Origin of the sequence: Aquiflexum sp. TKW24L (assembly GCF_023502205.1) — a bacterium.
GTDB lineage: Bacteria > Bacteroidota > Bacteroidia > Cytophagales > Cyclobacteriaceae > Cognataquiflexum.
In genome coordinates, this window is record NZ_JAMFLG010000006.1 from 98,735 (window position 1) to 121,139 (window position 22,405).

Annotated in this window: 21 protein-coding genes and 1 tRNA gene; 7 read left to right on the forward strand and 15 right to left on the reverse strand. The window is 40.3% G+C overall.

What is annotated here, in order from left to right; translation table 11 throughout:
• Window positions 1-76: 76 nt before the first annotated feature.
• On the reverse strand, window positions 77-1,417 hold the full coding sequence (locus M3O96_RS05950; protein ID WP_249719385.1) for a 4Fe-4S dicluster domain-containing protein: 1,341 nt from the start codon (window positions 1,415-1,417) through the stop codon (window positions 77-79).
• Window positions 1,418-1,522: 105 nt separating this feature from the next.
• Between M3O96_RS05950 and M3O96_RS05955 the strand changes: the two genes are divergently transcribed.
• The 6 genes from M3O96_RS05955 to M3O96_RS05980 all read left to right on the forward strand — a co-directional run bounded on the left by M3O96_RS05955 (window position 1,523) and on the right by M3O96_RS05980 (window position 4,759).
• Window positions 1,523-1,595, forward strand: a tRNA-Phe gene (locus M3O96_RS05955).
• Between the two features lie 207 nt (window positions 1,596-1,802).
• Window positions 1,803-2,291 (forward strand): GFO_1088 family ECF-type sigma factor, encoded by a 489-nt coding sequence (locus tag M3O96_RS05960; RefSeq protein ID WP_249719386.1) that lies wholly within the window; start codon window positions 1,803-1,805, stop codon window positions 2,289-2,291.
• Window positions 2,281-2,712 (forward strand): PG0215 family putative anti-sigma factor, encoded by a 432-nt coding sequence (locus tag M3O96_RS05965; protein ID WP_249719387.1) that lies wholly within the window; start codon window positions 2,281-2,283, stop codon window positions 2,710-2,712. Before M3O96_RS05960 ends, M3O96_RS05965 begins: the two co-directional genes overlap by 11 nt.
• Complete coding sequence (locus tag M3O96_RS05970) at window positions 2,709-3,245, forward strand: DUF4252 domain-containing protein (protein WP_249719388.1); 537 nt, start codon at window positions 2,709-2,711, stop codon at window positions 3,243-3,245. The genes M3O96_RS05965 and M3O96_RS05970 overlap by 4 nt, the downstream gene beginning before the upstream one ends.
• A gap of 15 nt (window positions 3,246-3,260) precedes the next feature.
• Entirely contained in the window at window positions 3,261-3,740 is a 480-nt protein-coding gene (locus tag M3O96_RS05975) for a DUF4252 domain-containing protein (RefSeq protein WP_249719389.1), read from the forward strand.
• 428 nt (window positions 3,741-4,168) lie between these two features.
• Window positions 4,169-4,759 carry a hypothetical protein gene (locus M3O96_RS05980; RefSeq protein WP_249719390.1) on the forward strand — a complete coding sequence of 197 codons (591 nt, stop codon included), beginning with the start codon at window positions 4,169-4,171 and terminating at the stop codon, window positions 4,757-4,759.
• 74 nt (window positions 4,760-4,833) lie between these two features.
• Here the strand turns inward: M3O96_RS05980 and M3O96_RS22185 are convergent, their stop codons facing one another.
• The 8 genes from M3O96_RS22185 to accD form a co-directional block, all read right to left on the reverse strand.
• Window positions 4,834-4,980 (reverse strand): hypothetical protein, encoded by a 147-nt coding sequence (locus M3O96_RS22185; RefSeq protein WP_502798900.1) that lies wholly within the window; start codon window positions 4,978-4,980, stop codon window positions 4,834-4,836.
• Window positions 4,977-6,557, reverse strand: coding sequence for a pseudouridine synthase (locus M3O96_RS05985; protein WP_502798901.1), 1,581 nt, complete (start codon window positions 6,555-6,557; stop codon window positions 4,977-4,979). The genes M3O96_RS22185 and M3O96_RS05985 overlap by 4 nt, the downstream gene beginning before the upstream one ends.
• Before the next feature lie 102 nt (window positions 6,558-6,659).
• Window positions 6,660-7,481 (reverse strand): N-acetylmuramic acid 6-phosphate etherase, encoded by an 822-nt coding sequence (gene murQ, locus M3O96_RS05990; protein WP_249719391.1) that lies wholly within the window; start codon window positions 7,479-7,481, stop codon window positions 6,660-6,662.
• On the reverse strand, window positions 7,478-8,320 hold the full coding sequence (locus tag M3O96_RS05995) for an N-acetylglucosamine kinase (RefSeq protein ID WP_249719392.1): 843 nt from the start codon (window positions 8,318-8,320) through the stop codon (window positions 7,478-7,480). The genes murQ and M3O96_RS05995 overlap by 4 nt, the downstream gene beginning before the upstream one ends.
• Before the next feature lies 1 nt (window position 8,321).
• Complete coding sequence (locus M3O96_RS06000) at window positions 8,322-8,552, reverse strand: cytochrome b5 domain-containing protein (RefSeq protein WP_249719393.1); 231 nt, start codon at window positions 8,550-8,552, stop codon at window positions 8,322-8,324.
• Window positions 8,552-9,703 (reverse strand): formimidoylglutamase, encoded by a 1,152-nt coding sequence (locus tag M3O96_RS06005; RefSeq protein WP_249719394.1) that lies wholly within the window; start codon window positions 9,701-9,703, stop codon window positions 8,552-8,554. The genes M3O96_RS06000 and M3O96_RS06005 overlap by 1 nt, the downstream gene beginning before the upstream one ends.
• Window positions 9,704-9,791: 88 nt before the next feature.
• Complete coding sequence (nqrF, locus tag M3O96_RS06010; protein WP_249719395.1) at window positions 9,792-11,096, reverse strand: NADH:ubiquinone reductase (Na(+)-transporting) subunit F; 1,305 nt, start codon at window positions 11,094-11,096, stop codon at window positions 9,792-9,794.
• Between the two features lie 138 nt (window positions 11,097-11,234).
• Window positions 11,235-12,077 carry an acetyl-CoA carboxylase, carboxyltransferase subunit beta gene (gene accD, locus M3O96_RS06015; RefSeq protein WP_249719396.1) on the reverse strand — a complete coding sequence of 281 codons (843 nt, stop codon included), beginning with the start codon at window positions 12,075-12,077 and terminating at the stop codon, window positions 11,235-11,237.
• A 228-nt stretch (window positions 12,078-12,305) separates the two neighbouring features.
• Here accD and M3O96_RS06020 point away from each other — a divergent pair, with 228 nt between their 5' ends.
• The gene (locus M3O96_RS06020; RefSeq protein WP_249719397.1) at window positions 12,306-13,940 is read left to right on the forward strand and encodes a carbon starvation CstA family protein; all 1,635 of its coding nucleotides are present in this window, start codon (window positions 12,306-12,308) and stop codon (window positions 13,938-13,940) included.
• Between the two features lie 69 nt (window positions 13,941-14,009).
• On the opposite strand, the gene M3O96_RS06025 is transcribed toward M3O96_RS06020, so the two are convergent.
• The 6 genes from M3O96_RS06025 to rimP all read right to left on the reverse strand — a co-directional run bounded on the left by M3O96_RS06025 (window position 14,010) and on the right by rimP (window position 22,402).
• The gene (locus tag M3O96_RS06025; RefSeq protein WP_249719398.1) at window positions 14,010-15,551 is read right to left on the reverse strand and encodes a vanadium-dependent haloperoxidase; all 1,542 of its coding nucleotides are present in this window, start codon (window positions 15,549-15,551) and stop codon (window positions 14,010-14,012) included.
• 11 nt (window positions 15,552-15,562) lie between these two features.
• The gene (locus M3O96_RS06030; protein WP_249719399.1) at window positions 15,563-16,483 is read right to left on the reverse strand and encodes a transporter; all 921 of its coding nucleotides are present in this window, start codon (window positions 16,481-16,483) and stop codon (window positions 15,563-15,565) included.
• Window positions 16,484-16,763: 280 nt separating this feature from the next.
• Window positions 16,764-17,204 carry a hypothetical protein gene (locus M3O96_RS06035; protein WP_249719400.1) on the reverse strand — a complete coding sequence of 147 codons (441 nt, stop codon included), beginning with the start codon at window positions 17,202-17,204 and terminating at the stop codon, window positions 16,764-16,766.
• Between the two features lie 453 nt (window positions 17,205-17,657).
• Entirely contained in the window at window positions 17,658-20,615 is a 2,958-nt protein-coding gene (infB, locus tag M3O96_RS06040) for a translation initiation factor IF-2 (RefSeq protein ID WP_249719401.1), read from the reverse strand.
• Between the two features lie 66 nt (window positions 20,616-20,681).
• Window positions 20,682-21,926, reverse strand: a complete 1,245-nt coding sequence (gene nusA / locus M3O96_RS06045; RefSeq protein WP_249719402.1) for a transcription termination factor NusA — start codon at window positions 21,924-21,926, stop codon at window positions 20,682-20,684.
• A 5-nt stretch (window positions 21,927-21,931) separates the two neighbouring features.
• A complete protein-coding gene (rimP, locus tag M3O96_RS06050) occupies window positions 21,932-22,402 on the reverse strand; it encodes a ribosome maturation factor RimP (RefSeq protein ID WP_249719403.1) in 471 nt (156 codons plus the stop codon).
• Between the last annotated feature and the right edge of the window lie 3 nt (window positions 22,403-22,405).

A 22,405-nucleotide genomic window follows, 5' to 3' on the forward strand; every position in this document is an offset into this window, starting at 1 on the left:
ATTAATGAAAAAGAGCAATTGGAATGGAGTTCAAGGAAATTAAGCCTCAGTGGCGTAAATTCTCAAATCTCAAATCTCAGATCTCTTTTATTTCTTCATTTTTTACTTTTTCTGCCCAATTGAACCTGTCAGATGGTGGGAATTTCCATGGGGAAAATGCCGTTTCCATATTTTGAAACATGGCGTTCCATTGTGCAGGCGCAGCTGATTCTTCCATCGACACATACCTTCTCATTTGAAGAATAATTGACAATGGATCTATATTAATGGGACAAGCTTCCACACAGGCGTTGCATGAGGTGCAAGCATTGATTTCTTCTTTGGTTATATAATCTCCAAGGAGTGACTTGCCATCAGCCAATCCCTGTCCTCCTGAATCCAAGCTTTTCCCTACTTCTTCAGCCCGATCCCGGACATCCATCATAATCTTTCTTGGAGAAAGTTTTTTGCCTGTGATATTGGCAGGACATTCCGAGGTGCATCGGCCACATTCTGTGCAGCTATAGGCATTCATCACATTGACCCAACTGAGGTCATTGATGTCCTTAGCTCCAAACCTTCCGATTTCGGCAGGAGGTTCGGTATTTGACTCTGTGGCAATCCCAAGCATCATATTGACTTCGTTGGTTACTTCAGGCATATTTATCATTTCTCCCTTTGGCTTCAGATTGGAATACCAAGTATTGGGGAATGCCAGGAAAATGTGCAAATGTTTGGAATAGGTGACATATACTGCGAAAGCTAAAATCCCAATGATATGAAACCACCATGCAAACCGCTCAATAAAAACCAATGTACTATCAGACATTCCTTGGAAAATGGGCTGAAGAAAACTGCTGAAAAACAGTCCATTTAATAAGGTATAATGCTCAACGCCTCGGGAAGCCAGGATTTGGTCTGTGGCATTCATCGTCAGAATGGCAAACATCAGAATGATTTCAATAACCAAAATCAAATTGGCATCCATTGCCGGCCACCCTTTCAGTTCCGGTTTGTTGAAGCGCTCCACTTTCATGACATTTCTTCGGATCAAAAATGCCACGCAGGAAACCAACACGGCGATTGCCAAAAATTCAAAGATGTTCATTGCGACACCATAAACCGATCCTAAAAAGGGAGCGAATATCCGGTGCGTTCCGAATATTCCGTCGATGACAAACTCAAGCACTTCAAGATTGATGATGACAAAAGCCACATATATCATCAGGTGCAAAATTGCGGGTGTAAGCCTTTTGAACATCTTCTGTTGTCCAAAAGCCACCAACAGCATGGTTTTCCATCGCTGATCCGGGAGGTCATTACGCGTCTCTCTTTTTCCTAAGAATATATTTCGGCGGAGGTAGCTTACTCTTTTGAATAGAATATAGCCTGCTACCGCAAAAATAAGGAGAAAAATTACTTGGGGTAATATGCTCATATTGTTTGTATTAGCGTTTTTGGGTTAGTTTATACCTTTTTTTTTTAACCAAATGGTTTGGATCAATGTTTCAAATACCTACATTTGCATCACTTTAACGGAATCGGTGATATAGCTCAGTTGGTAGAGCATCGGACTGAAAATCCGTGAGTCGGTGGTTCGAGTCCACTTATCACCACAAGCCCTGAATTATTCGGGGCTTTTTTTATGCCCAATTGGTTCACATTTAGGGTTTGGTCGGTCTTTATCTGCTGAAACATTGCCATGCAAAATAATAAATAGTAGGCATGCATACTATTTTATAGGTAATTTAAATTCAGTCTAAAGTTCAGATTTATTTCGAAATTGCTGTAACATTCCCTTTTCCCAATCATCATCTACCCGAATGAAGTCTTTTTTTGAAGCACACATCTGGTCTCTAAAAAACAAACTGTACCGCATGGCTTTTCTCTGGGTCAAAGACAGAGAAGTGGCTCAGGATGTATTACAGGCTGTTTTTGAAAAAGCTTGGCTAAGAAAGGAGGAGCTTCAAAAAATGGAAAACCCCACAGGATGGATGGTCAGAAGTCTAAAAAACGAAAGCCTTCAGCACTTTCGGGTTTCAAAAAAGTTTGATCCTTTAGGAGACTTTGATTTTGAAACAAAAGAAGAAAAAAGTCACGACAGAAGTGAGGAAGTAAAGATGGTTTTCAGGTTTTTGGAATCCCTTCCGGAGAAACAACGGGAAATATTTCAACTGAGGGAGGTGGAGGGATTGACTTATGAGGAAATCGCCGAATACCTCGAAGTTTCATTGGATCAGGTAAAAGTCAATTTGCACAGGGCAAGAAAGACATTGAAGGAATATTTGCTAAAGCATAAAAATGAAAAATAGGTTGAGCGCATTATTGGAAAAATATTGGGAAGGGGAGACCACTCTTGAGGAGGAAAGGGAAATCAAAATTCTTCTTCAAAAAGTCGAAGGTTTTGATGCCGAGAAGAAATTTTTCCTTGGAGTCAAAATGATTTCTACCATTCATCCCACAGACTTTCAAATAAAAAATAGCAAGAAAAAGCCAACAATATATTGGCTAAAAATTGCAGCACTGTTCATTATTTTCTTTGCTGTAGGTTCAGCTAGTTACAGGTATCACGAAAAAAAGGCCGAAAGAGAAGCATTTGAACAGGTCATGCATGCCTTTAACCTCATCCAAACCAACATGCAAAAAGGAACAGAGAGTCTTAGTGCCATGGAGGAGTTGAGGCATTTGAACACCACACAAGAAATTTTCAACCTTAAAGAGCTAAAACAATGATAAAAAGATTAATCCCAATGATCATGCTGACTCTCCTCGTATCGGGAGTTCAAGCACAGGATGATGCCATCTCAAAGTTCTTTTCCAAGTACATGGAGGATGAGAATTTTTCGAGGGTTTACATCAGTCCTAAAATGATGCAGATGGCAGGAGGTTTTTTGAAATCCTCAAGTGAGAACTCGGATCAGGATGCTAAAGATTTGGGAGAACTGATATCCAAAGTCCGGGGAATCAGGATCCTTTCTACAGACACACCCAACGGAAAAAATCTCTACCAGGAAGCCATGGCTACACTCAATAAGAACAAGTATGAAGACTTGATGGACGTAGCAGACAAAGGCTCCAATGTCAAATTTATGGTGAGGGAAGAAAATGGCTTGGTCAAAGAGTTTTTGATGATTTCAGGTTCAGGTGAAAGTTTTACCCTTCTGAGTATGTTGGGAAGTTTTACCTATCAAGACCTCAACATCCTCTCGGAAAAGACGAATATGCCAGGCATGAAAGAATATCAAAATGGAAATAAAAAGAAATAAACAAACCATAAACCAATGAAAAAACTACTCTTAATTGTCTCTCTTGTCATGTTTGCACACATGGCTCATGCCCAAAGTAAAAGTGTGGATGCGCTTTATCAAAAATACAAGTCCAATGATGACTTCTTCCATATGGACATTGGGGGCAACTTCATGAATTTTGCTGAAGGATTTAATGTGAAATTAGATGAAGCAAAAGTTGAAGGAATCATTAAATCCTTAGATAGGGTGAAGTTGTTTAAGTTACCTGAAAGTACCACGACCGGAAAAGTGGAATTCAAATCGCTTTATAAGGCATTAGAAAAAGAGAGGTATGAATTGATGATGGAGACAAGCGATAAAGGAAATGGGATTTTGATTTTCACCAAAGGCGATCGTACTATCAGTGATGTCGTGGTTCTTCTCAATGACAAAAGTGGTGACCTGATGGTCGTCGAATTGCTTGGAAGTTTTGACTCAAAAGCGCTAGCCGAAGCAGGGAAAAGCATCAAATAATTTAAGATTCTGACCAACTTTTATTGAAAAACCGGGGAGCATAGCAGTCATGTTATGCTCTTTTTTTAATTTTTTGGATGGCAAATATTTAATACTTTAATATTTTATATATATTTAATAAAAAAATATTATTTGGTTTTTTAGAAGTAAACAACATTTAAGTTCTTTATGCTATCGATTCCGTAGAAATAAAACGTAATTATTGAATCATTAAAATTTATTTTATTTCATTGCCAAAATCGCAATTAAAATATTTTTTGTTGAAATATTTGCAATGAATAAGCATTATGTCTAAGTTTGTATCGAAGTCAAATACAAAACGGCTTCAACTCGCCCCCGAGTAACCGACCTCAGATTGTTTAAAAAAGGAGAAATCCACCCGAGGTAAACTTCATAAAAAATTTCTTAACCAACTAAATTTTATTACTATGAAAGCATTCATTGCAACAATGATTCTTGCTGCAAGCGTTTCAGTTAGCGCTATGGCAAACGAGGCAGTTTCTGAGAAGACTGCAAAAATGGTAACACTTAGAAAAGTGGATGAAAGCAGAGTTCAGCTTATATATGGACTGAACCAAGCCAAAACAGTTACAGTAAAGATTTTTGATGAAAACAATTTCCTTGTCCAAAAAGACAAAATTGTTTCAGAAAATGCCTTTGCGAAGTATTATGATTTTTCAAAACTTAGGGCAGGAGTGTACTACATGGCTGTTTATGAAAACAATGTTGTCATGGACCAATTGGAAGTGGATCTCAATGAGACCGTAACCTCTCCTTTGGTTTATACCAAACTTGAGAAAATCGAAGGAAATAGCTACAAGCTTCTTGTAAATGCTCTTTTGCCTTCTGATCTATCAGTTATGGTATATGAAAATGACAAATTGGTCCATGAAGAAAGAGTTAACAATTCTGTTGGCTTCCAGAAGTTATACAGGTTTGAGCGTTTGAATCCTTCTTCAAGGGTTGAATTCTTCGTCAAAAGCAGCGATGGCTTTGCTGAATTGCTTGCAACGAAGTAATTTGAGAGCTAAACCAATTACAATAAGAAAGGCCTTGGAGAGATCCAAGGCCTTATCTTTTTATTTGCTATATATCAAAGGAAGTATTTGAGTTGGATGACTTCTTTTTCTGATAGGAATCTGTATTTGCCTCTTGGAAGATCTTTCTTATCCAATCCCGCAAAGATTACCCTATCCAAAGCTTCTACTTCGTATCCAAAGTGAGCGAATATCCTTCTCACGATCCTGTTCCTTCCAAGATGGATTTCCAAACCAAGAATAGTCCTGTCTTTGGAAAGGACCTGCAGTCATCAACTTTAGCAGGACCGTCCTCCAATGTGATACCTTCAAGGATTTCCTTTTCGTCATTGGCAGTCAATGGACGATTTAAGGTAACTTGATAGATTTTCTTGACATTATTTGATGGGTGTGAAAGCTTGGCTGCGAGCTCACCGTCATTGGTAAACAACAATAGACCTGTTGTATTTCTATCTAATCTCCCTACCGGAAAGACCCTTTCTTCGCAGGCATTGGAAATCAAGTGCATGACAGTTTTCCTGTCCATCGGGTCTTCCGTCGTGGTGATAAAATCCTTGGGCTTGTTCAGCAACAAGTAGACAGGCTTTTCCGGATTGATATTTTTTCCTTTGTAGATTACTTTATCTGTCCTGTTTACCTTATGACCTAACTCTGTGATCACTTCTCCATTGACCTGAATTTCTCCATGTTGGATCAAGACATCCGCTTCTCTTCTAGAACAGATTCCCGAGTTGGCGATAAATTTATTCAACCTCAAAGAATCAGAGGCTACTTTGGGACCGTGATTTTTCTCCAGTTTTTCAAAGTTATAGTTTGGCCGCTGTCCGGAAATATCGTCAGTAAATGGCTTTCTTAATTTCTTCTGAAATCCTGTTTCTTTTGGAAGATCAGATTTGAGGATTTTTTCATAGATGGGTTTTTCATCCTTTCCTCTACCTCGGTATACACTTTTGAATTCCTCTTCTGACGCAGGTTTTTTGTTAAATCCCCCTTCTGAGTTTCTCTTTCCAAAAGCAGGTTTTTCATCTTTGGAAAACCTTTTGGTTGAATTAAAATCCTGCTTTGATGATTCCTCTTTGGGAATTTCTTTTGCAGAATCTTTACTTGAATCATACCTGGATTTTTTCGGACCTTTCTTTTCTGAGAGGTCCCTGATTCCTTCAAATTCCTGTTCTTCTGTAGGTTCGGATTTCTTTTCCAATCTTGGGAATTGAGTCCTGTTTTCAGCTCTTCTTACCGATCTATCCTCATCCAATCGTGGTTTTCTAGGACCTTTGTTATTTGATGTTTCATTGAAATCTTCAAACTCATCAAATTCGTCAGACCTTTTGCTACTTAAAGGTGAATCACTCCTGCTGCCAAAGCGTCGTTCAGGTTTTTCACCTGATGATTTCGCAAATGGTTTTTTATCAGAGTAGTCTTTTTTTCCCTCATACCTTCCCTTGTCTCCGTATGGACGTGGGGAGCCTTCACCCTTGGAATAATCTGGTTTTTTGTCAAATTTTCTATATCCGTCAGGCTTGTAGCTTTTAAAATCTTTTTTGTCGGAATAATCTTTCTTTCCTTCAAATTTCCCTCTATCTCCGTAAGGACGGGCAGAACCTTCCCCTTTGGAGTAATCAGGTTTTTTGCCAAACTTTCTTTCTCCTGATGGCTTCGAGCTCCCAAAATCTTTCTTGTCAGAATAGCTCTTTTTACCGTCGGATTTATTCGCTCCTTTGTAAGGCTTGGAGCTGCCTTCGCTTCTTGAGCCCGTACTTCTGTTATTGTCTTTTTTCATTATGTTGCAGCATCTCTGCTGTATTAAGATTTGTCCTTTTGGATCTGATTCTAAGTCGCTGAATCTAAAAGGGATGCAAAGATAGGTAAAGTTCTATTATTTTCAGAGCCCCGGCGTACTCTTATTGAAGAAAGCCTCGACTCCCGTGCGGACGGATCCAAATTTTAACAATAAATCTTTGGCTTCATTCTCATCCACTCCTGTAGCTTCCATGATCATCCGCGTTCCACGTTGGACAAGTTTCTTGTTTGAGAGTTGCATGTCCACCATTTTGTTGCCTTTGACACGGCCCAATTTGATCATGGTCGTTGTTGAGATCATATTCAAAACCAATTTTTGGGCTGTACCGGATTTCATCCTTGTACTTCCGGTCACAAATTCCGGCCCCACCACGACTTCTATCGGAAACTCCACTTCTTTTGCAAGGGGGGAACCGCTGTTGCAGGTGATGCAACCGGTAAGCAATCCTGCAGTTTTGGCTGCCTTTACGCCACCGATGACATACGGAGTGGTGCCCGACGCCGCGATTCCGATGACCGTATCCTCTTTATTTATTCCGAATTTTTGAATATCCAACCAAGCTTGGTTAGGATCATCCTCCGCATTTTCAACAGCTTTTCGGATAGCTGTATCACCGCCTGCAATAATTCCCACCACCCAATCATGGGGAACACCGTATGTTGGTGGGCATTCGGATGCATCCAAGATACCAAGCCTCCCGCTTGTACCGGCTCCGATATAAAAAAGCCTTCCTCCTTTTTTCATCCGAGGAACGATCTCTTCGACTAGGGCTTCAATTGCTTTTATTTGTTGTTCTACAGCGGATGCCACCTTTTTATCCTCATCATTGATTTTTACCAACAATGAAATGATATCCATCTTCTCCAGGTTGTCGTAAAGGGAGCTGCTTTCGGTAGTGTTCATAGTAGTTCTTTGTGATATAGAGTTAACCCTGCAATAGGTCCTTCCAAAATGAGGCTGACATGGATGCCTGCATCATACGCCGCATTTCTGAGGATGTCACTGTTGTAAAAGGCTATCGATCCAACGAAACTCACCGGCTTATTTTTGTAATCATCATATTTCATGATGGTTTTTTTGAAAAAATCCTGAAAGGAATTGTAGTATAGCATATAACAATACGGATCTGAGCTATGCTCCGAAATAAACCTGCAAAAACTCGCCATATACCTTCCAGGGAAAGGTCTTTGGTACACATTCTCAATAATCGTCTGAGGGTCCAATTGGAATATATCGATAACTTTTTCTCTCAACTTGTTAGGCATTTCTTCATGGATAAAGTCCTGAAGGAATTTTCTCCCTATATAAGCGCCTCCACCTTCATCACCCAAGATATATCCGGGAGCAGGTCTTTTGTTGATAATAAATTCTCCATCATAGTCACAGCTATTGGATCCTGTACCCAAAATACAGGCTATTCCGGGCTTGTTTCCGCAAGTAGCCCTTGCGGCTGCCATGAGGTCATGGTCAACATTGATGTCGGCCTTTTTGAAAATACTACGGAGGGCATTTGAAACCTGAAGCCTGTTTTTGGGTGAAGAGCAACCCGAACCATAGAAATAAATGGTATCGATCTCGTCTCTCATGTCTATTAAATAATCCTCCTGAAGTTCCTTCGCCATCTCTTCGGTTGTTTGGTAATTGGGATTAAATCCAATACCTCTGTGTTGGCTGATTTCTCCATTATTGTTTATTACTCTCCAGTCTGTCTTGCTGGCACCACTATCCGCAATCAGGATCATATCATTCGGTCAAATGTCCAATTGTTTTAAATTTTCGAAACACCTCTGAGGTGTGTGGAGCATCAGGTAATTCGTCAGTGAGGTCCTGTCCTGCCCAATGCTCATAATGTTTGCCATTTTTCCAAAGTCTGGATTCTGACACATCGTAGATTTCACCCCTATAAGCAACCCAAATTTCAGGTTTGTCCTGTCCATTGCGAAGAGCCAATTGCTGCTTGGTATAAGTTTTCATCAAAGAAGCTTTAACTGCGCATTGATCCATCTTTCGGGAACTTCACCCGCCTGTGCCATTTGATAATCTTGGTAGCTACAGGGTATGATCGTATTCCGTTCAAATCTATCCTGATCTTGATGAGGGATTTCCATCCACCATTTTTCACTTCTTTTGCTTTTATAGAAAACCAAAGTGGATGGCTTTAGGTCTAAAGATACTGTATATTTCAAATAGTCATTTCCCTTAAATGACAATGTGTCCTTTCGGTCATAAAAGCCCTCAATGAAATACCAAATCATAGTGGCAATGACAGAAGCGGTTTTATTTCTACTGTCATCATAATAAGGCTGGTAACCAAAAATCCCAATAGAGGAAAGCTTTTCATTCATTCCGGCAAACCTACATATCTGACAGGCTTCCTCTCCTGATAGTCCAAAGGGTTGTGCTTCTGCGGCACCTGGTGCGTCGGAGGATTGAATCGCACTCACATCAAAGCTCAATAAGTCCGCATTCCTGATGATTGGTTCTATTTCCTTGAAATTACTCCTCAGATGCCCTAAGCGTATATGGTCAAAGTATAGTTTTTCCATTACCCCAATCAGGTCCTTATCCACCAAAAAACTCTGGTAACCAATGTGGCTATAATTGAATAGGAAATTGGGCTGATGTAATATGATCTCCTGTGAATGATTTTCAAAAGCTTTACCTTCCTCTTCCATATCCACCTTTGCATCTACAGTTACCATCGATACCAACTTCTCAAGGTTTTGATAGGAGAGATATTGTCCAAGATCCAAGTCGTGAGTTCCACCGATAAATATTGGTAATATTTGTTTTTTGATCAGGTATTCTCCAACGATAGCAATATTTAGGACGGTTTCTTTGACAGAACTCCCATTCTTCAAATCACCCATATCAGCTATTTTATATAATCCGTGACCTTTTTTGAGATGGTATAATTTTTCGCGGATTTCAGAAGCACTTCTTTCTATACTCTCACCTTTGGGCATTCCACGATTTTCAAGAAGTCCAATAATGGCTATTTGTAGGCCTTTCAAATCAGGGAATGTCTCTCCATGTAAATGTATAAAATTGAAAAATGAATTGGAGCTGTATTTTTGGGAGGTGATGAATTCAGGAATCGGGTCAAAGTATTGGCGAATATTCATGGACTTGATTTAAAGGCTGTCCAAAAATAATTAAAAAATCCAGAGGGAAATAAAAAAGTCCCGCTATTGCGGGACTCTATCTTTTGGATTAACCTCCGAAGTCATCAAACCTAATATTCTCTTTTGGTATGCCCATGTCATCAAGTAGTTTTAATACTGCTGCATTCATCAATGGAGGACCACATAAGTAGTATTCAATTTCATCCGGTTCAGGATGATTCTTCAGGTAGTTGTCATAAAGTACTTGGTGGATAAATCCTACATATCCGTCTCCTTCAACATCATCGATGCCTTTTTTAATTTTCCAATTATCCTCAGGCAAAGGCTCTGATAATCCGATGTTGAAGGTGAAATTTGGAAAATCTTTTTCAATGTCCCGGAATTGAGGTGTGTAGAACAATTCTTTTTTGGACCTTCCTCCATACCAATAAGAAACTTTTCTATCTGATTTTTCCGTATGAAACAGGTGGAAAATGTGGGATCTCAAAGGAGCCATTCCAGCACCACCACCAATGTAAATCATTTCTCTTTGCGTAGGGTTGATATGGAACTCTCCGTAAGGCCCTGAAATGGTCACTTTATCTCCAGGTTTTCTTGCGAAGACATAAGAAGAACAGACACCCGGATTTACATCCATCCATTTGTTATTCGCTCTATCCCAAGGTGGAGTTGCTATACGGATAGTAAGCATGACTATATTACCTTCAGCAGGGTGGTTTGCCATAGAATAAGCTCTAAAGAGCTCCTCATCATTTTTCATCACCAAATCCCAAAGGCCAAACTTATCCCAATCACTTTTGTACACGTCAGCAGGGTGACCCAATTCAGGATGTGGAGTGATATCCATTTCTTTGAAGTTAACAGTGGTCACTGGTACATCAATCTGGATATATCCACCGGATTCGAAATGAAGCGTTTCACCTTCCGGAAGTTTTACTTTAAATTCTTTGATGAATGTAGAGACGTTGTAGTTAGAGATAACTTCACATTCCCATTTCTTGATTCCAAAAATTTCTTCAGGAATCCTGATTTTCATGTCCTGTTTTACCTTTACCTGGCAAGAAAGTCTCACGTTGCCTTGTTTTTCAGCCCGGCTTAGGTGACCTTCTTCGGTTGGGAGAACTTCACCACCACCCTCTTCAATGACACATTTACACATGGCACAAGTACCACCCCCACCACAAGCTGACGGCAAGAAGATTTTTTTTCCTCCAAGAGTGCTCAATAATGTCGAGCCTGCTGAGGCTACTATCGGGTTACTTTCATCCCCGTTTACAATGATTTTGACATCACCTGAAGCCACAAGCTTGGATTGGGCAAACAACAAGATAAAAACGAGTAGCAAAATGATAAGCGTAAATGCTACTATTGAGGTAATAATTACTGAACCCATTTAATGATTGTTTTACTTTTTAATTTCAGTATGAAGCCCCGATTTGGGAACACAAATATATTTATTAATCGAGATAATCGACCAAAAAGAACCTGATTTTTGAGCTAGGTTCTTTTTTCAATTTAAATGGATAACTTCCTAATTCCTCAGAAGGTTTAGAAGAGTTGTCAATCTGTTTTTCAACTGCCTCCTATCGATGATAAAATCCAAAAATCCGTGATCTAACACAAACTGGGAACTTTGGAATCCTTTTGGAAGATCTTTACCGATGGTCTCACGGATAACCCGAGGCCCGGCAAATCCAATAAGCGCCTCAGGCTCTGCGATATTAAAATCCCCTAACATGGCGTAAGATGCTGTAACGCCTCCTGTAGTCGGATCAGTCAAAAGAGAAATATAAGGTACAGCTGCCTTTTCTAATAAAGCTAATTTGGCTGAGGTCTTGGCCATTTGCATCAAACTGAACCCTGCTTCCATCATCCTTGCGCCGCCGGATTTGGAAATCATCAAAAATGGAACTTTGTTTTTTAATGAATAATCAATAGCCCTTGCGATTTTTTCTCCGACTACCGAACCCATTGAACCACCGATAAAATTGAAATCCATGCAGGCGATGACAAGGTCGAGGTCATTCATTTTCCCAACTGCTGTCCTGACTGCATCATTCAATTCTGTTTTTTGGATCGTCGCAGTTATCCGGCTTTTATACGGTTTGGTATCTACAAAATTCAAAGGATCGCCTGACTTCATTTCAGCATCAAGTTCTGTGAACTTGTTCCCATCAAAAAGAATTTCAAAGTATTCTTTAGATCCGATTTTGACATGAAAATCATCATCCGGACATACGTATGAATTGTTTTTGAGCTCTCTCGTATGGATGATATTTCCTTGGGGTGTTTTAAACCACAATCCGTCTGGGGTATCTTTTTTTTCCTCAGTGGAGGTTTTTATTCCTTTATCTGTCCTTTTAAACCAAGCCATATTGTCTTTTATTTACGCCCAAACCTGCGTTTCGCGGACCACAAATTTATAGGTATTATCCATTAAATAAAATTTGTCTGGGAACTTCATTTTTTTCAATCACATATTGTGGAAGAGTTTCCAATAAAAAATGAGCAACATTTTAGTGCTTCGATCTTAAATCCTGAGATATAAATTTGTTATTTGACTGAATTGCAGGAAATTCAAGGTTTATTAACCCAAAATAGGATGACACTTCCAATTCTTCTGGTACTTTCAGGTATAATTCTTATCGTAGCTTACTTTTCTTATGGAAAATTTGTCTACAAAAAATTCGGTCTTGACGATAAAAGAAAAGCCCCATCGCATCTTTATGAAGACGGGATCGATTATGTGCCAAGCAAGCCTGTTGTTGTTTTAGGGCACCATTTTGCTTCGATAGCTGGGGCAGGACCCATTGTTGGCCCCATCATAGCAGTGACTTTTGGTTGGATTCCTGCAGTTATTTGGATTTTGGTTGGAGGGATTTTCTTTGGTGCCGTACATGATTTGGGAAGTATGGCGGCTTCCTTGAGAAATCAAGGCAAATCCATCGGTGTAATTATCCAAAATAATATTGGCAAAAAGGGTAAGCAGTTATTTATCGTCTTCAGTTTTTCAACCTTGATTCTTGTCATCGGCGTGTTCTCTGATATCATTGCAAAGACGTTTGTCAGCAATCCGGGAGTTGCCTCTGCTTCAATTTTATTTATGCTTCTTGCGATTGTTTTTGGGTATGTAAGTAAATTTTTTGGCAGTAACAAAACGGCATTTATCATCAATACCATCATCGGGGTGGCGTTGATGTATTATTTTGTGTATCTCGGGATGCAGCTTCCATTTGCTTTGGATTACCAGTTGTGGATCTATTTATTGTTGGGATATGCATTTTTGGCTTCCGTGACGCCCGTTACGCTTTTGCTTCAGCCAAGGGATTATTTGAACAGCTTTTTGCTGTATGGCTTGATGATATCGGCAGTAATTGGAGTTTTTATTTCCAATCCAGAGATCAAAATGGATAATGATATACACATCAGCGCCGATAATTTAGGCTATTTGTTTCCTGTTTTGTTTGTAACCATCGCTTGTGGCGCAATCTCAGGATTTCACTCGTTAGTTGCCTCAGGAACAACTTCCAAACAATTGGATAAAGAAAGCGATGCCAAAATTGTAGGTTATGGAGGGATGTTGATTGAATCTTTCTTGGCAATTATTTCTGTAGGTGCCGTGGTCGTTTTGAGTAGGGGAGAATATTTGAGCCGGTTGGGAGAAGAAGGTCCGGTCAGTTTGTTTGCAACAGGTTTGGGTAATATGATTTCATCTCTTGGGATTTCTGAACAGTTTGCAATTGGATTTGTGGCACTCACTGTGTCTGCATTTGCCTTGACCACTTTGGATACCTGTACTAGATTGGCAAGATTTACTTTGCAGGAATATTTTGAGGATGTAAAAAACCCCGTAGGTAATATGCTATCACAAAATAGGTATATATCTACCTCGGTGGTGGTGGTCCTTTCAATTTTGCTCTTGGCTTCGGGAAGTTTTACCACTTTATGGCCGATTTTCGGTTCTGCCAATCAATTGTTGGCAGCATTAGCCTTATTGACAATCGCCGTTTGGCTGATCAGACAAAAGGTCAATGCCACTTTTGTGACTATACCCATGTTTTTCATGTTTACAGTTACCTTGACTTCATTAGGGTTATTTGCTTGGAAAAATTTTCAAAATGAAGTTTATGTTTTGGCCATTATTGCTGCTTTGCTTTTTATACTTTCGATTGCTTTAATTGTATTGGCCTCAAAAAGCCTAAGGAAAGAAATAGAGCAGCCAGTCAAAGTAGGATAAAAAAACAGCCCCGACCTACTTCCTTCGAATGGTCGGGGTTGTATATCAATCAAACCCTATGTTTTTTATTTATTGTGCACCATCAGATTTTGCCCTTTTGACAGCATAAGTGCCTACGTTTTTACCTTGGGCAACACCAACCTCTGCGTCAAACCTATAATGGATTCCTCCATACAATCTGGAAACTGCTGCTTCTTCCGCCCGGGCTCTGAATTGTGCTGCATCAGCAGGGAAGAAGTGTGCAAGCACTTCTGCGCCGGCAGCTGAAAATGTGCTATGTCCGGAGGTGTATGCAGGGAAGTTGGGAGTACCAAGAATGGTTTTAAATCCTGTAATCGTTTGGATTGGTCGTGGATAATGATAATAATATTTTGTGTCCCAACATGCCACTCCCGCATCCATGATGGCAGTGTTCATATAAGCAAAGACCCGTGCGGATCTTAATGGATTAAGCTTTGCCTTCACTATTGCTTCTTTCGCAAACTTGTTCCAATGTCCCGGCGGGGTATATGAACCCAAGCCATCTTCCCACCAATTGGCGATCCTGCGCTGACTGATGGTCATGTGGGAAGCAAATTTTCTGAGCTCGGCAGCATCAGCTTCAAATTCTGCTGAACCGGGAGCTGGAGGAGGTCCGGGCCTGACTTCTTCGACAGTCGGAACATTCCACATTCTTACCTTGCCAAATAGAGGAGTTAATCCTACAGGCCTTTGTGGTGTTTCCATATTTTTCCATTTCCATCCAAATCTCTCAAAAGCAGCATTGGCAATTGAATCCGATATGGGCTTAGGAGTTTGGGCTTTTGCCATGCCATCTGTGGATGCACGTTGTTTTGCTAGTTTTACTACTTCAGATCCAATGGCTGTTCCTGCTACAATGTCACTTTGGACGTTGATGCCTGCATGGATTAGGCTTCTGATATGCTCTTGGTATTTGCTTTCTAGGTAAGCCCCTTCGAGTGGAAACATTACTGCTAGAATTTCTTTGGAAACAATGGCAATAGCAGCACCATTTGAGGGATAAGAAGGGAGTTCATTTTTGGCGTAGGCAGGTTCTATGTTAGTATCGACACGGTAGGGACCGGGTCGGTTGTACTCATATTTGTAATGCCAGGCCACTACCAATGCGTCAAATTGGGACACACTCAAATAGGCAAGCATTCTACTTGTATAGGGTGGATGGGCAAAAGGAAAAGCGGGAGGTCCTGCAGGGTTGGCTGCATTGGGAAGTGTGTAGGTTCCATCTGCATTAGGGCCGGGGATCAAGTTGTATTTTGCTGCAAGTTCCAAGGCGATTTCATTCCACCTAATAATAGGATTACTAGTCCAATACTTCACTGCCTCTTTTTCTTTAGGGGTGAGGCTGGACATTTGCTGCTTTAGGTTTGTTAACTCTGCCTGATAGGCAGCTGAACTTGTGGCTTCCGGTTGAGAAATGCTGATCTGAGCCGGAGAGGTGACTAGTATGGTTTTCCACGTTCCCCCATTTTCGTCGAGTTTTTCGAAACCATAACCGTCAAATTGGTAATAATTTGGGGTCTCCTCAATGCAAGAGCTTGTAATCAGGATTATTGAAAACAAGGTTATATATATTGTTTTGAGATTTTTCATTTTGATGAATGTTAATATGCTTTAAACTGATAAGTGATACCGGCACCTATAGTGGTGGCTTTTCCCATGTTTCTACCACTTAAGGTTTGGTTGAAATATGCCAATGCTCCAAACCCCTGATCTGACTTGATAAAGTATTGCACCCAGGCACCCACTTGGCTTACTTCTGTTTTATTGGTTGGTTGTGGCCTATTGTACGATCGGATATCGTCGCCGGTCAGACAATTGAGGTTCATGTAAGTCGCTTCCATTCTGAGCCTGTTGTCAAACGCCCAATATCCGATCGCTCCATGAAAATTCAGCGCATTAGGCACGTTCATAAAGGAAGAATAGACGCTGCCTTTCTCATAATAATAATCCCTCTCCACTTCGGTTTGTCCTCTCCAGAGATATGCAAGGGAAGCGCGAAAGACGAGCCCATTATCCATTTTATAGCCTCCGATTCCTCTAAATCCAAGTTCTGGAGCTCCCGCACCAAGACTGAAGGGCATGTAATCGGATAGGTAATTCCCAACAGGAGTGCTAACGTGAGCATTGGTAAGAAACAGTAATCTTCCACTTCCGAGTTGTTTTTGAAGCCAATCTACTTTTACAGAAACACTAAGGTCCTGAAAACCAGATTGACCGGCCTGGGTCCCTCCGGATGCTTTTGTGTTAATATAAGGAAGGCTGGCAATGATGTTGATTTTTTTAGTAAGGCCTATGGCTACCATCGGCATCCCCATTTGTCGGGTAAATGTTCCGATATTCGCATTTTCACGAAGGTAACTTCCTTCCCAATATTGATCCCAAGAGGAATGTTCATAGATCAGAGCGGTACAGATTTCTCCTTTGCCCATCATGACTTCATCCCATGGAGTCTGGGCTTGAAGTGTAGAAAACCAAAGTTGGAATAGAGTCAACAGAACGATTGACTGTAAATATTTTTTCATTTTGATCGAGGGGATTTTGTTTGACTTTGAATAAAGATGAAAATGCAGACCAAAGCCATATCGGATAAATAGGTCTTACCCACGTGATATGGGCAAAACAAAGCCCATCAGTGAATTCAGGATTTGACGCCTGTCAAACCATAGCAGATACCGGAATAATCAGTTATTATTTTTGATTTTTCACAAAAATTTTAGCTGGCATTCAGTTCAGAAATGGATAATCAACGAGGGTTTTGGAGCCTGAAGCGCTTCAAAAGAATTGCATTTGGTCTGAAAAAAATCAAACAGATTCCGGAGGGGGAGATTTAAGATTGGTTTGATAGTCTTTATAAGGCGAAAAAATAAATCCTATGTAGTTATTCTCAGTTTCGATATTTAATGCGAAATCAATTTCATTGGATGGCTGAGTGTAATCTTTGGTGATAAATTTTACTAATAGTGAATTGCTTCCTGAATCTGGCAATTCATCTTGGACTAAAGAACTTACCCAAAGTTTGATTGTATTGTCCAACATCCTAGTAGCGGTATCAGGGACATACACGATCTGAAGTGTGTCATTCACATATCTTTGTTTGATGGCCCGGTATGTTTGACCATCTTTTTCAAAAGTAGTATTGGTTGCCCGAAATTCCTCTTCATCGGCCATGTAAGGAACTGTGAGGGGAATTTCCAATAACTTTTCACCTAAACCCGCTTGGCCATCATTGTAGATTTTTTCCATCCAATCGTTTTCGATTTGGAACCTAAAAGAAAAATACGCCACATAGTATCCAAAATGATACAATGCGAAGCAGCATAAAAGGAATATGGAAATGGATTTTCTCAATGAGATGGTTTATTGAACATTAAATTTATAATTTTTTTCCAAAAATTATGATTCTTGTCAACATTTCTTCTGTTTTTTTCACTTGAGATTAGTAAATAAAACCAAGACCATCCAGAGCAACAGAAAAAGTAAAGCGACTGACCCATAAACTTGTACGACCTTCAATCTATTAAACCTGTCCAAAAACCAAAGTACGATCACGGGCCTGACCAATCCAATAATCAGGAGGAGAATGGAAACGCAAAATAAAATTTGTATCAATAGAAGAAGTGAAGCCAACATAGGTTTTCCAAAATAAAAAAAAGGAACAGTTTGCACCGTTCCTTTATTATGGAATATTTAGAAATTTTATTTTTTCTTTTTGATTTCCTGCATCACGTATCCTTCCATGGTATCATCGATTTCGATGTCATTGAAGTTTTTGATGGAAATACCGCACTCATAACCTGACTTCACTTCTGAAACATCATCTTTGAATCTCTTCAATTGGTCGATTTCCCCATCATGAATCACGATACCCTGACGGATAATCCTGATTTTGTTCTTCCTGGTAATGAATCCATCGGTTACATAGGACCCTGCAATCGTTCCGATTTTAGAAATTTTGAAGACTTCTCTTACAAGGACATTACCTGTGATTATCTCTTCAAACGTTGGTTCAAGCATACCTTCAATGGCATCTTTGATCTGATTAATGGCGTCATAGATAATGGAATAATGCCTGATTTCGATTTCCTCTTGTTCTGCGAGTTTCTTGGCATTAGTAGATGGTCTCACATTAAAGCCTAAGATAATAGCATCCGAAGCTGATGCCAAAAGGACATCCGATTCAGATATCTGACCTACACCTTTGTGGATGATGCTGACAGATACTTCCTCTTTGGATAGCTTCAACAAGGAATCAGAAAGTGCTTCGACTGAACCATCCACGTCACCTTTAATGATGATGTTGAGTTCTTTGAAACTTCCGATTGCAAGTCGTCTTCCGATTTCATCTAAAGTAATGTGTTTCTTGGTACGCATACTCTGCTCACGCATTATCTGCTCTCTTGAGTTGGCGATTTCTCTCGCTTCTCTCTCAGTATCGTAGACTTTGAACGTATCACCTGCTTGTGGAGCACCTGCCAATCCTAATACCTGTACAGGTGTGGATGGTCCGGCTTTGGTAAGTTTCTTTCCTTTATGGTCGGTCATCGCCTTGACTCTGCCGTAATGTGGTCCTGCAAGCATGATATCACCGATATTTAATGTGCCTGCCTGAACCATCACCGTAGTGACATAACCTCTCCCTTTATCCAAAGAAGCCTCGATAACAGTCCCAATAGCTTTTTTATTGTAATTGGCTTTCAATTCAAGAATCTCCGCTTCCAATAAAACCTTCTCAAGCAAATCTTCAACGCCCAAACCTGTTTTGGCTGAGATGTCCTGAGACTGGTATTTACCTCCCCATTCCTCCACCAATAAATTCATATTGGCCAATTCTTCTTTGATCTTGTTAGGATTGGAGTTCGGTTTATCAATTTTGTTGATTGCAAATATCATTGGGACACCTGCTACCTGGGCATGGTTGATGGCCTCTTTGGTTTGTGGCATGATGCTGTCATCAGCCGCAATCACGATGATGGCAACGTCTGTAATTTTGGCTCCTCTTGCTCTCATAGCAGTAAATGCTTCGTGACCGGGTGTATCCAAAAACGCGATTTTGTTTCCATCTGCAGTAGTTACATCATATGCACCGATATGTTGGGTAATTCCTCCGGCCTCATCTGCAGTGACTTTTGATCTTCTGATAAAATCGAGCAAAGAGGTTTTACCATGATCCACGTGGCCCATTATGGTCACAATAGGAGCTCTGTCCTGCAGATCATCTGCAGTATCTGCGATTTCCTCAACCTCAAACTCTTCATCAGGTTTGGTGAATTCAACTTCAAAACTGAATTCATCAGCAATGATGGTGATGGCTTCAGCATCTAGCCTTTGGTTGATCGAAACGAACATGCCTAGGGAAAGACAGGCTGAGATAACCTCATTTACGGACACATCCATTAAGGATGCAAGGTCGTTTGCAGATATGAATTCTGTTACTCTTAGAATTTTTGATTCCTCGATTCCTTCCTGTTCATCTCTGAAACGATCCGTTTTTTTATCTCTTCTTTTAGATTTTCCACCTCCGGACCTTCCGCCCCCCTGCAATCTTGCCAAGGTTTGTTTGATTTGATCTTGAATTTCTTTTTGGGTAGGTTCTGCTTTTTGAACTCTACTGGTATTTTGTTGGGGCTGACCTGGTCTTTGTGGACGCTGATGCTGTTGCATCGGTTTCCTATCCCTTTGACCCGGCGCAGGGGTTTGTCCGCCCGGTCCTTGACCTGCCGGTCTTGGTTTATTTGGATCCGTTTCCGGTCCTTTCGGAGCCGGCGCACCTTTTTTATCTATTCTTTTTCGGATTCTTTTCTTCTTATCCTTTCCTTTTTCGTCAGAAGAAGCTACAGGTTTCCCTTTTTTCTTTGACTTGTCGTCAGGAAGTTCAATTTTACCCAAAACGGTGAGCCCCTTCAAAGCATCAGCTTTTGCAGCGATCACTTTTTCTTCGGGTTTTAACTCGATCCTTTCTACGGGTTTTTCAACTTTTTCTACTTTCTGAGTAACTGGGGCCGGCTTAGTTTCAGGGGCTACTTTTGGTTTTTGTTCAAGAGGTGTTTTTCCAAGAGCGACATTTTCCTGAATTTTTTTAGTGTTGTCATCAGTCTGAGGCTTCACAGCCTCAGGTTTTGGTTCCACTTTTTCTTGAAGCGGTTTTTCTTCTTTTGCTACCGGAGGATCGGATGGAGTGACAGGAGGGGTTGTGGGCTGAGGTTTAACCTCTTCTTTTTTTGGCACTTGTTTTTGGGCATCCAAATCAATCTTTCCTAAAACAGTGATCCCCTGCAATTTTGGTGCTTCTACAGCTATTTTTTCTTGTTCTTTTTCTTCGGCTTTCGGAGATTCAACTACAGGCTTTACCAGTTCAGGTTTTTTGACTTCAGCAACTGGTTCTACTTTCTTTTCCTCTTTTACTTCAGATTCTGCTTCGATGGTAAAGGTCTCATGATGCCTTTTACCTATAGATAGGTGAGAGGCCTCTTCCTTTTCTTGGGCAGAGGATTTAAACTCCTTGGCCAGCATATCAAATTGCTCCTGGCTGATTTTGGAGTTGGGATTGTTTTCGACATCGAAGCCCTTTTTAGCCATTGATTCCACAATCGTAGAAATACCTACGTTGAGTTTTCTGGCTACCTGGCCTAGTCGCATCGTTTTTTCTTCTGACATACACTAAAAGCACTTTCTTAATTTGATCGCAAATATAGGCCAATTATTGGGTAAATCTGACCTAAATTACTGTTCAAATTCTTGTTTTAATATTCTGAATATTTCGTCAATTGTTTCTTCTTCGAGTTCTGTTCTTCTCAAAAGATCCTCTTTTGTAAGTGATAGAACACTCTTAGCTGTATCCAACCCGGTTTTTTTCAATTCGCCAATTACCCAATTGTCGATTTCATCACCGAATTCCTCAAGATCCACATCTTCCTCTTCATAGTCGTTGAGTTCTCTGAATACATCTATTTCAAATCCGACTAGCCTTGAAGCCAACCTGATATTAAACCCACCTTTGCCGATTGCCATGGATACTTGATCTGGCTTGAGATAGACAGAAATTCTTTTATTTTCTTTGTCAACAACCAATGAAGATACCTTGGCAGGGCTCAATGCCCGAGAGACATAAAGGTCAAGGTTATCTGTATAGTTGATTACATCAATGTTTTCATTCTGAAGTTCTCTGACAATGGCGTGGATACGGCTACCTTTCATACCCACACAGGCGCCGACAGGGTCAATCCTATCATCGTAAGATTCTACTGCCACCTTTGCTCTTTCGCCCGGTTCTCTCACGATTTTTCTAATAGTGATCAATCCGTCAAAAACTTCAGGCACCTCATTTTCAAATAATCTTTCCAAGAAAATCGGGGAAGTTCTGGAAAGGATTATTCTCGGATTTCCATTTACCATTTCCACTTTATGGACAATGGCCCTGACGCTGTCACCTTTTCTGAACCGGTCTTTTGTAATTTGTTCTCCTTTGGGTAGTATCAGTTCGTTCCCTTCGCCGTCAATCAACAATGTTTCTCTTCCAAGGATCTGATAAACTTCTGCTGAAATAATTTCCCCTACTAATTCTTCGTATTGGTTGAATAAAAGGTCTTTTTCTAGGTCCTTGATCTTTTGGATCAAAGTCTGCCTCGCCATCATCACTGCTCTTCTGCCGAATTCTTCCAATTCAATTTTCTCATATACATCTTCGCCGACCTCAAAATCCGGTTCGATTTTTCTGGCGTCGGTCAAGCTGATTTTATCAAAATCCCAAATGTCTTCGGAGTTGTCCTCGACGATTTCTCTGATTCTTAAGATTTCAAGATCACCTTTGTCTGCATTGATGGTTACATCAAAATTTTCATCAGTTTCGAATTTTTTGCGAATCATCGCTCTAAACACGTCCTCTAATATGCGGATCATGGTGGGGCGGTCCACATTTTTAGACTTTGCAAATTCTGCAAATGATTCTATGAGTACTTTAGCATCCATTTTTTTTATTTGAAAGAGACTAACACGATTGATTTTTTTATCTGTTCGAGGGGAATGGTGATTTCCTGTTCCTCTGCTTTTTTTCCTTTTTCTTTAATCTTGCAGCAAATTTTAACCTCTGCATTTCCCACCTCCAAGAGTTGTCCTTCCAACTCTTTTCCGTCATTTAATGTGACTTTCAATGTTCTTCCGACATTTTTGGTATATTGTCTTTTGGAAGAGAGCGGGAAATCCAGACCTGGGGAAGAGACCTCCAATATATAGGCATCAGACAAAAGTTCTTTTGCCTCGATTTCCTCGGCGATCTGTCTGCTTACCTTTGCACAAGCCTCAATACTTACACCTTGGTCCGCATCGATAAGAATTGTCAATTGAGATTTAGGGCCTTTTTCCACCAGCTGCACATCGACTAAGTAATAGGTATCGTCAGGCAGATGTTTGGAAACAATTTCCTCAAGTGTACTTTTTAAGCTCATTTG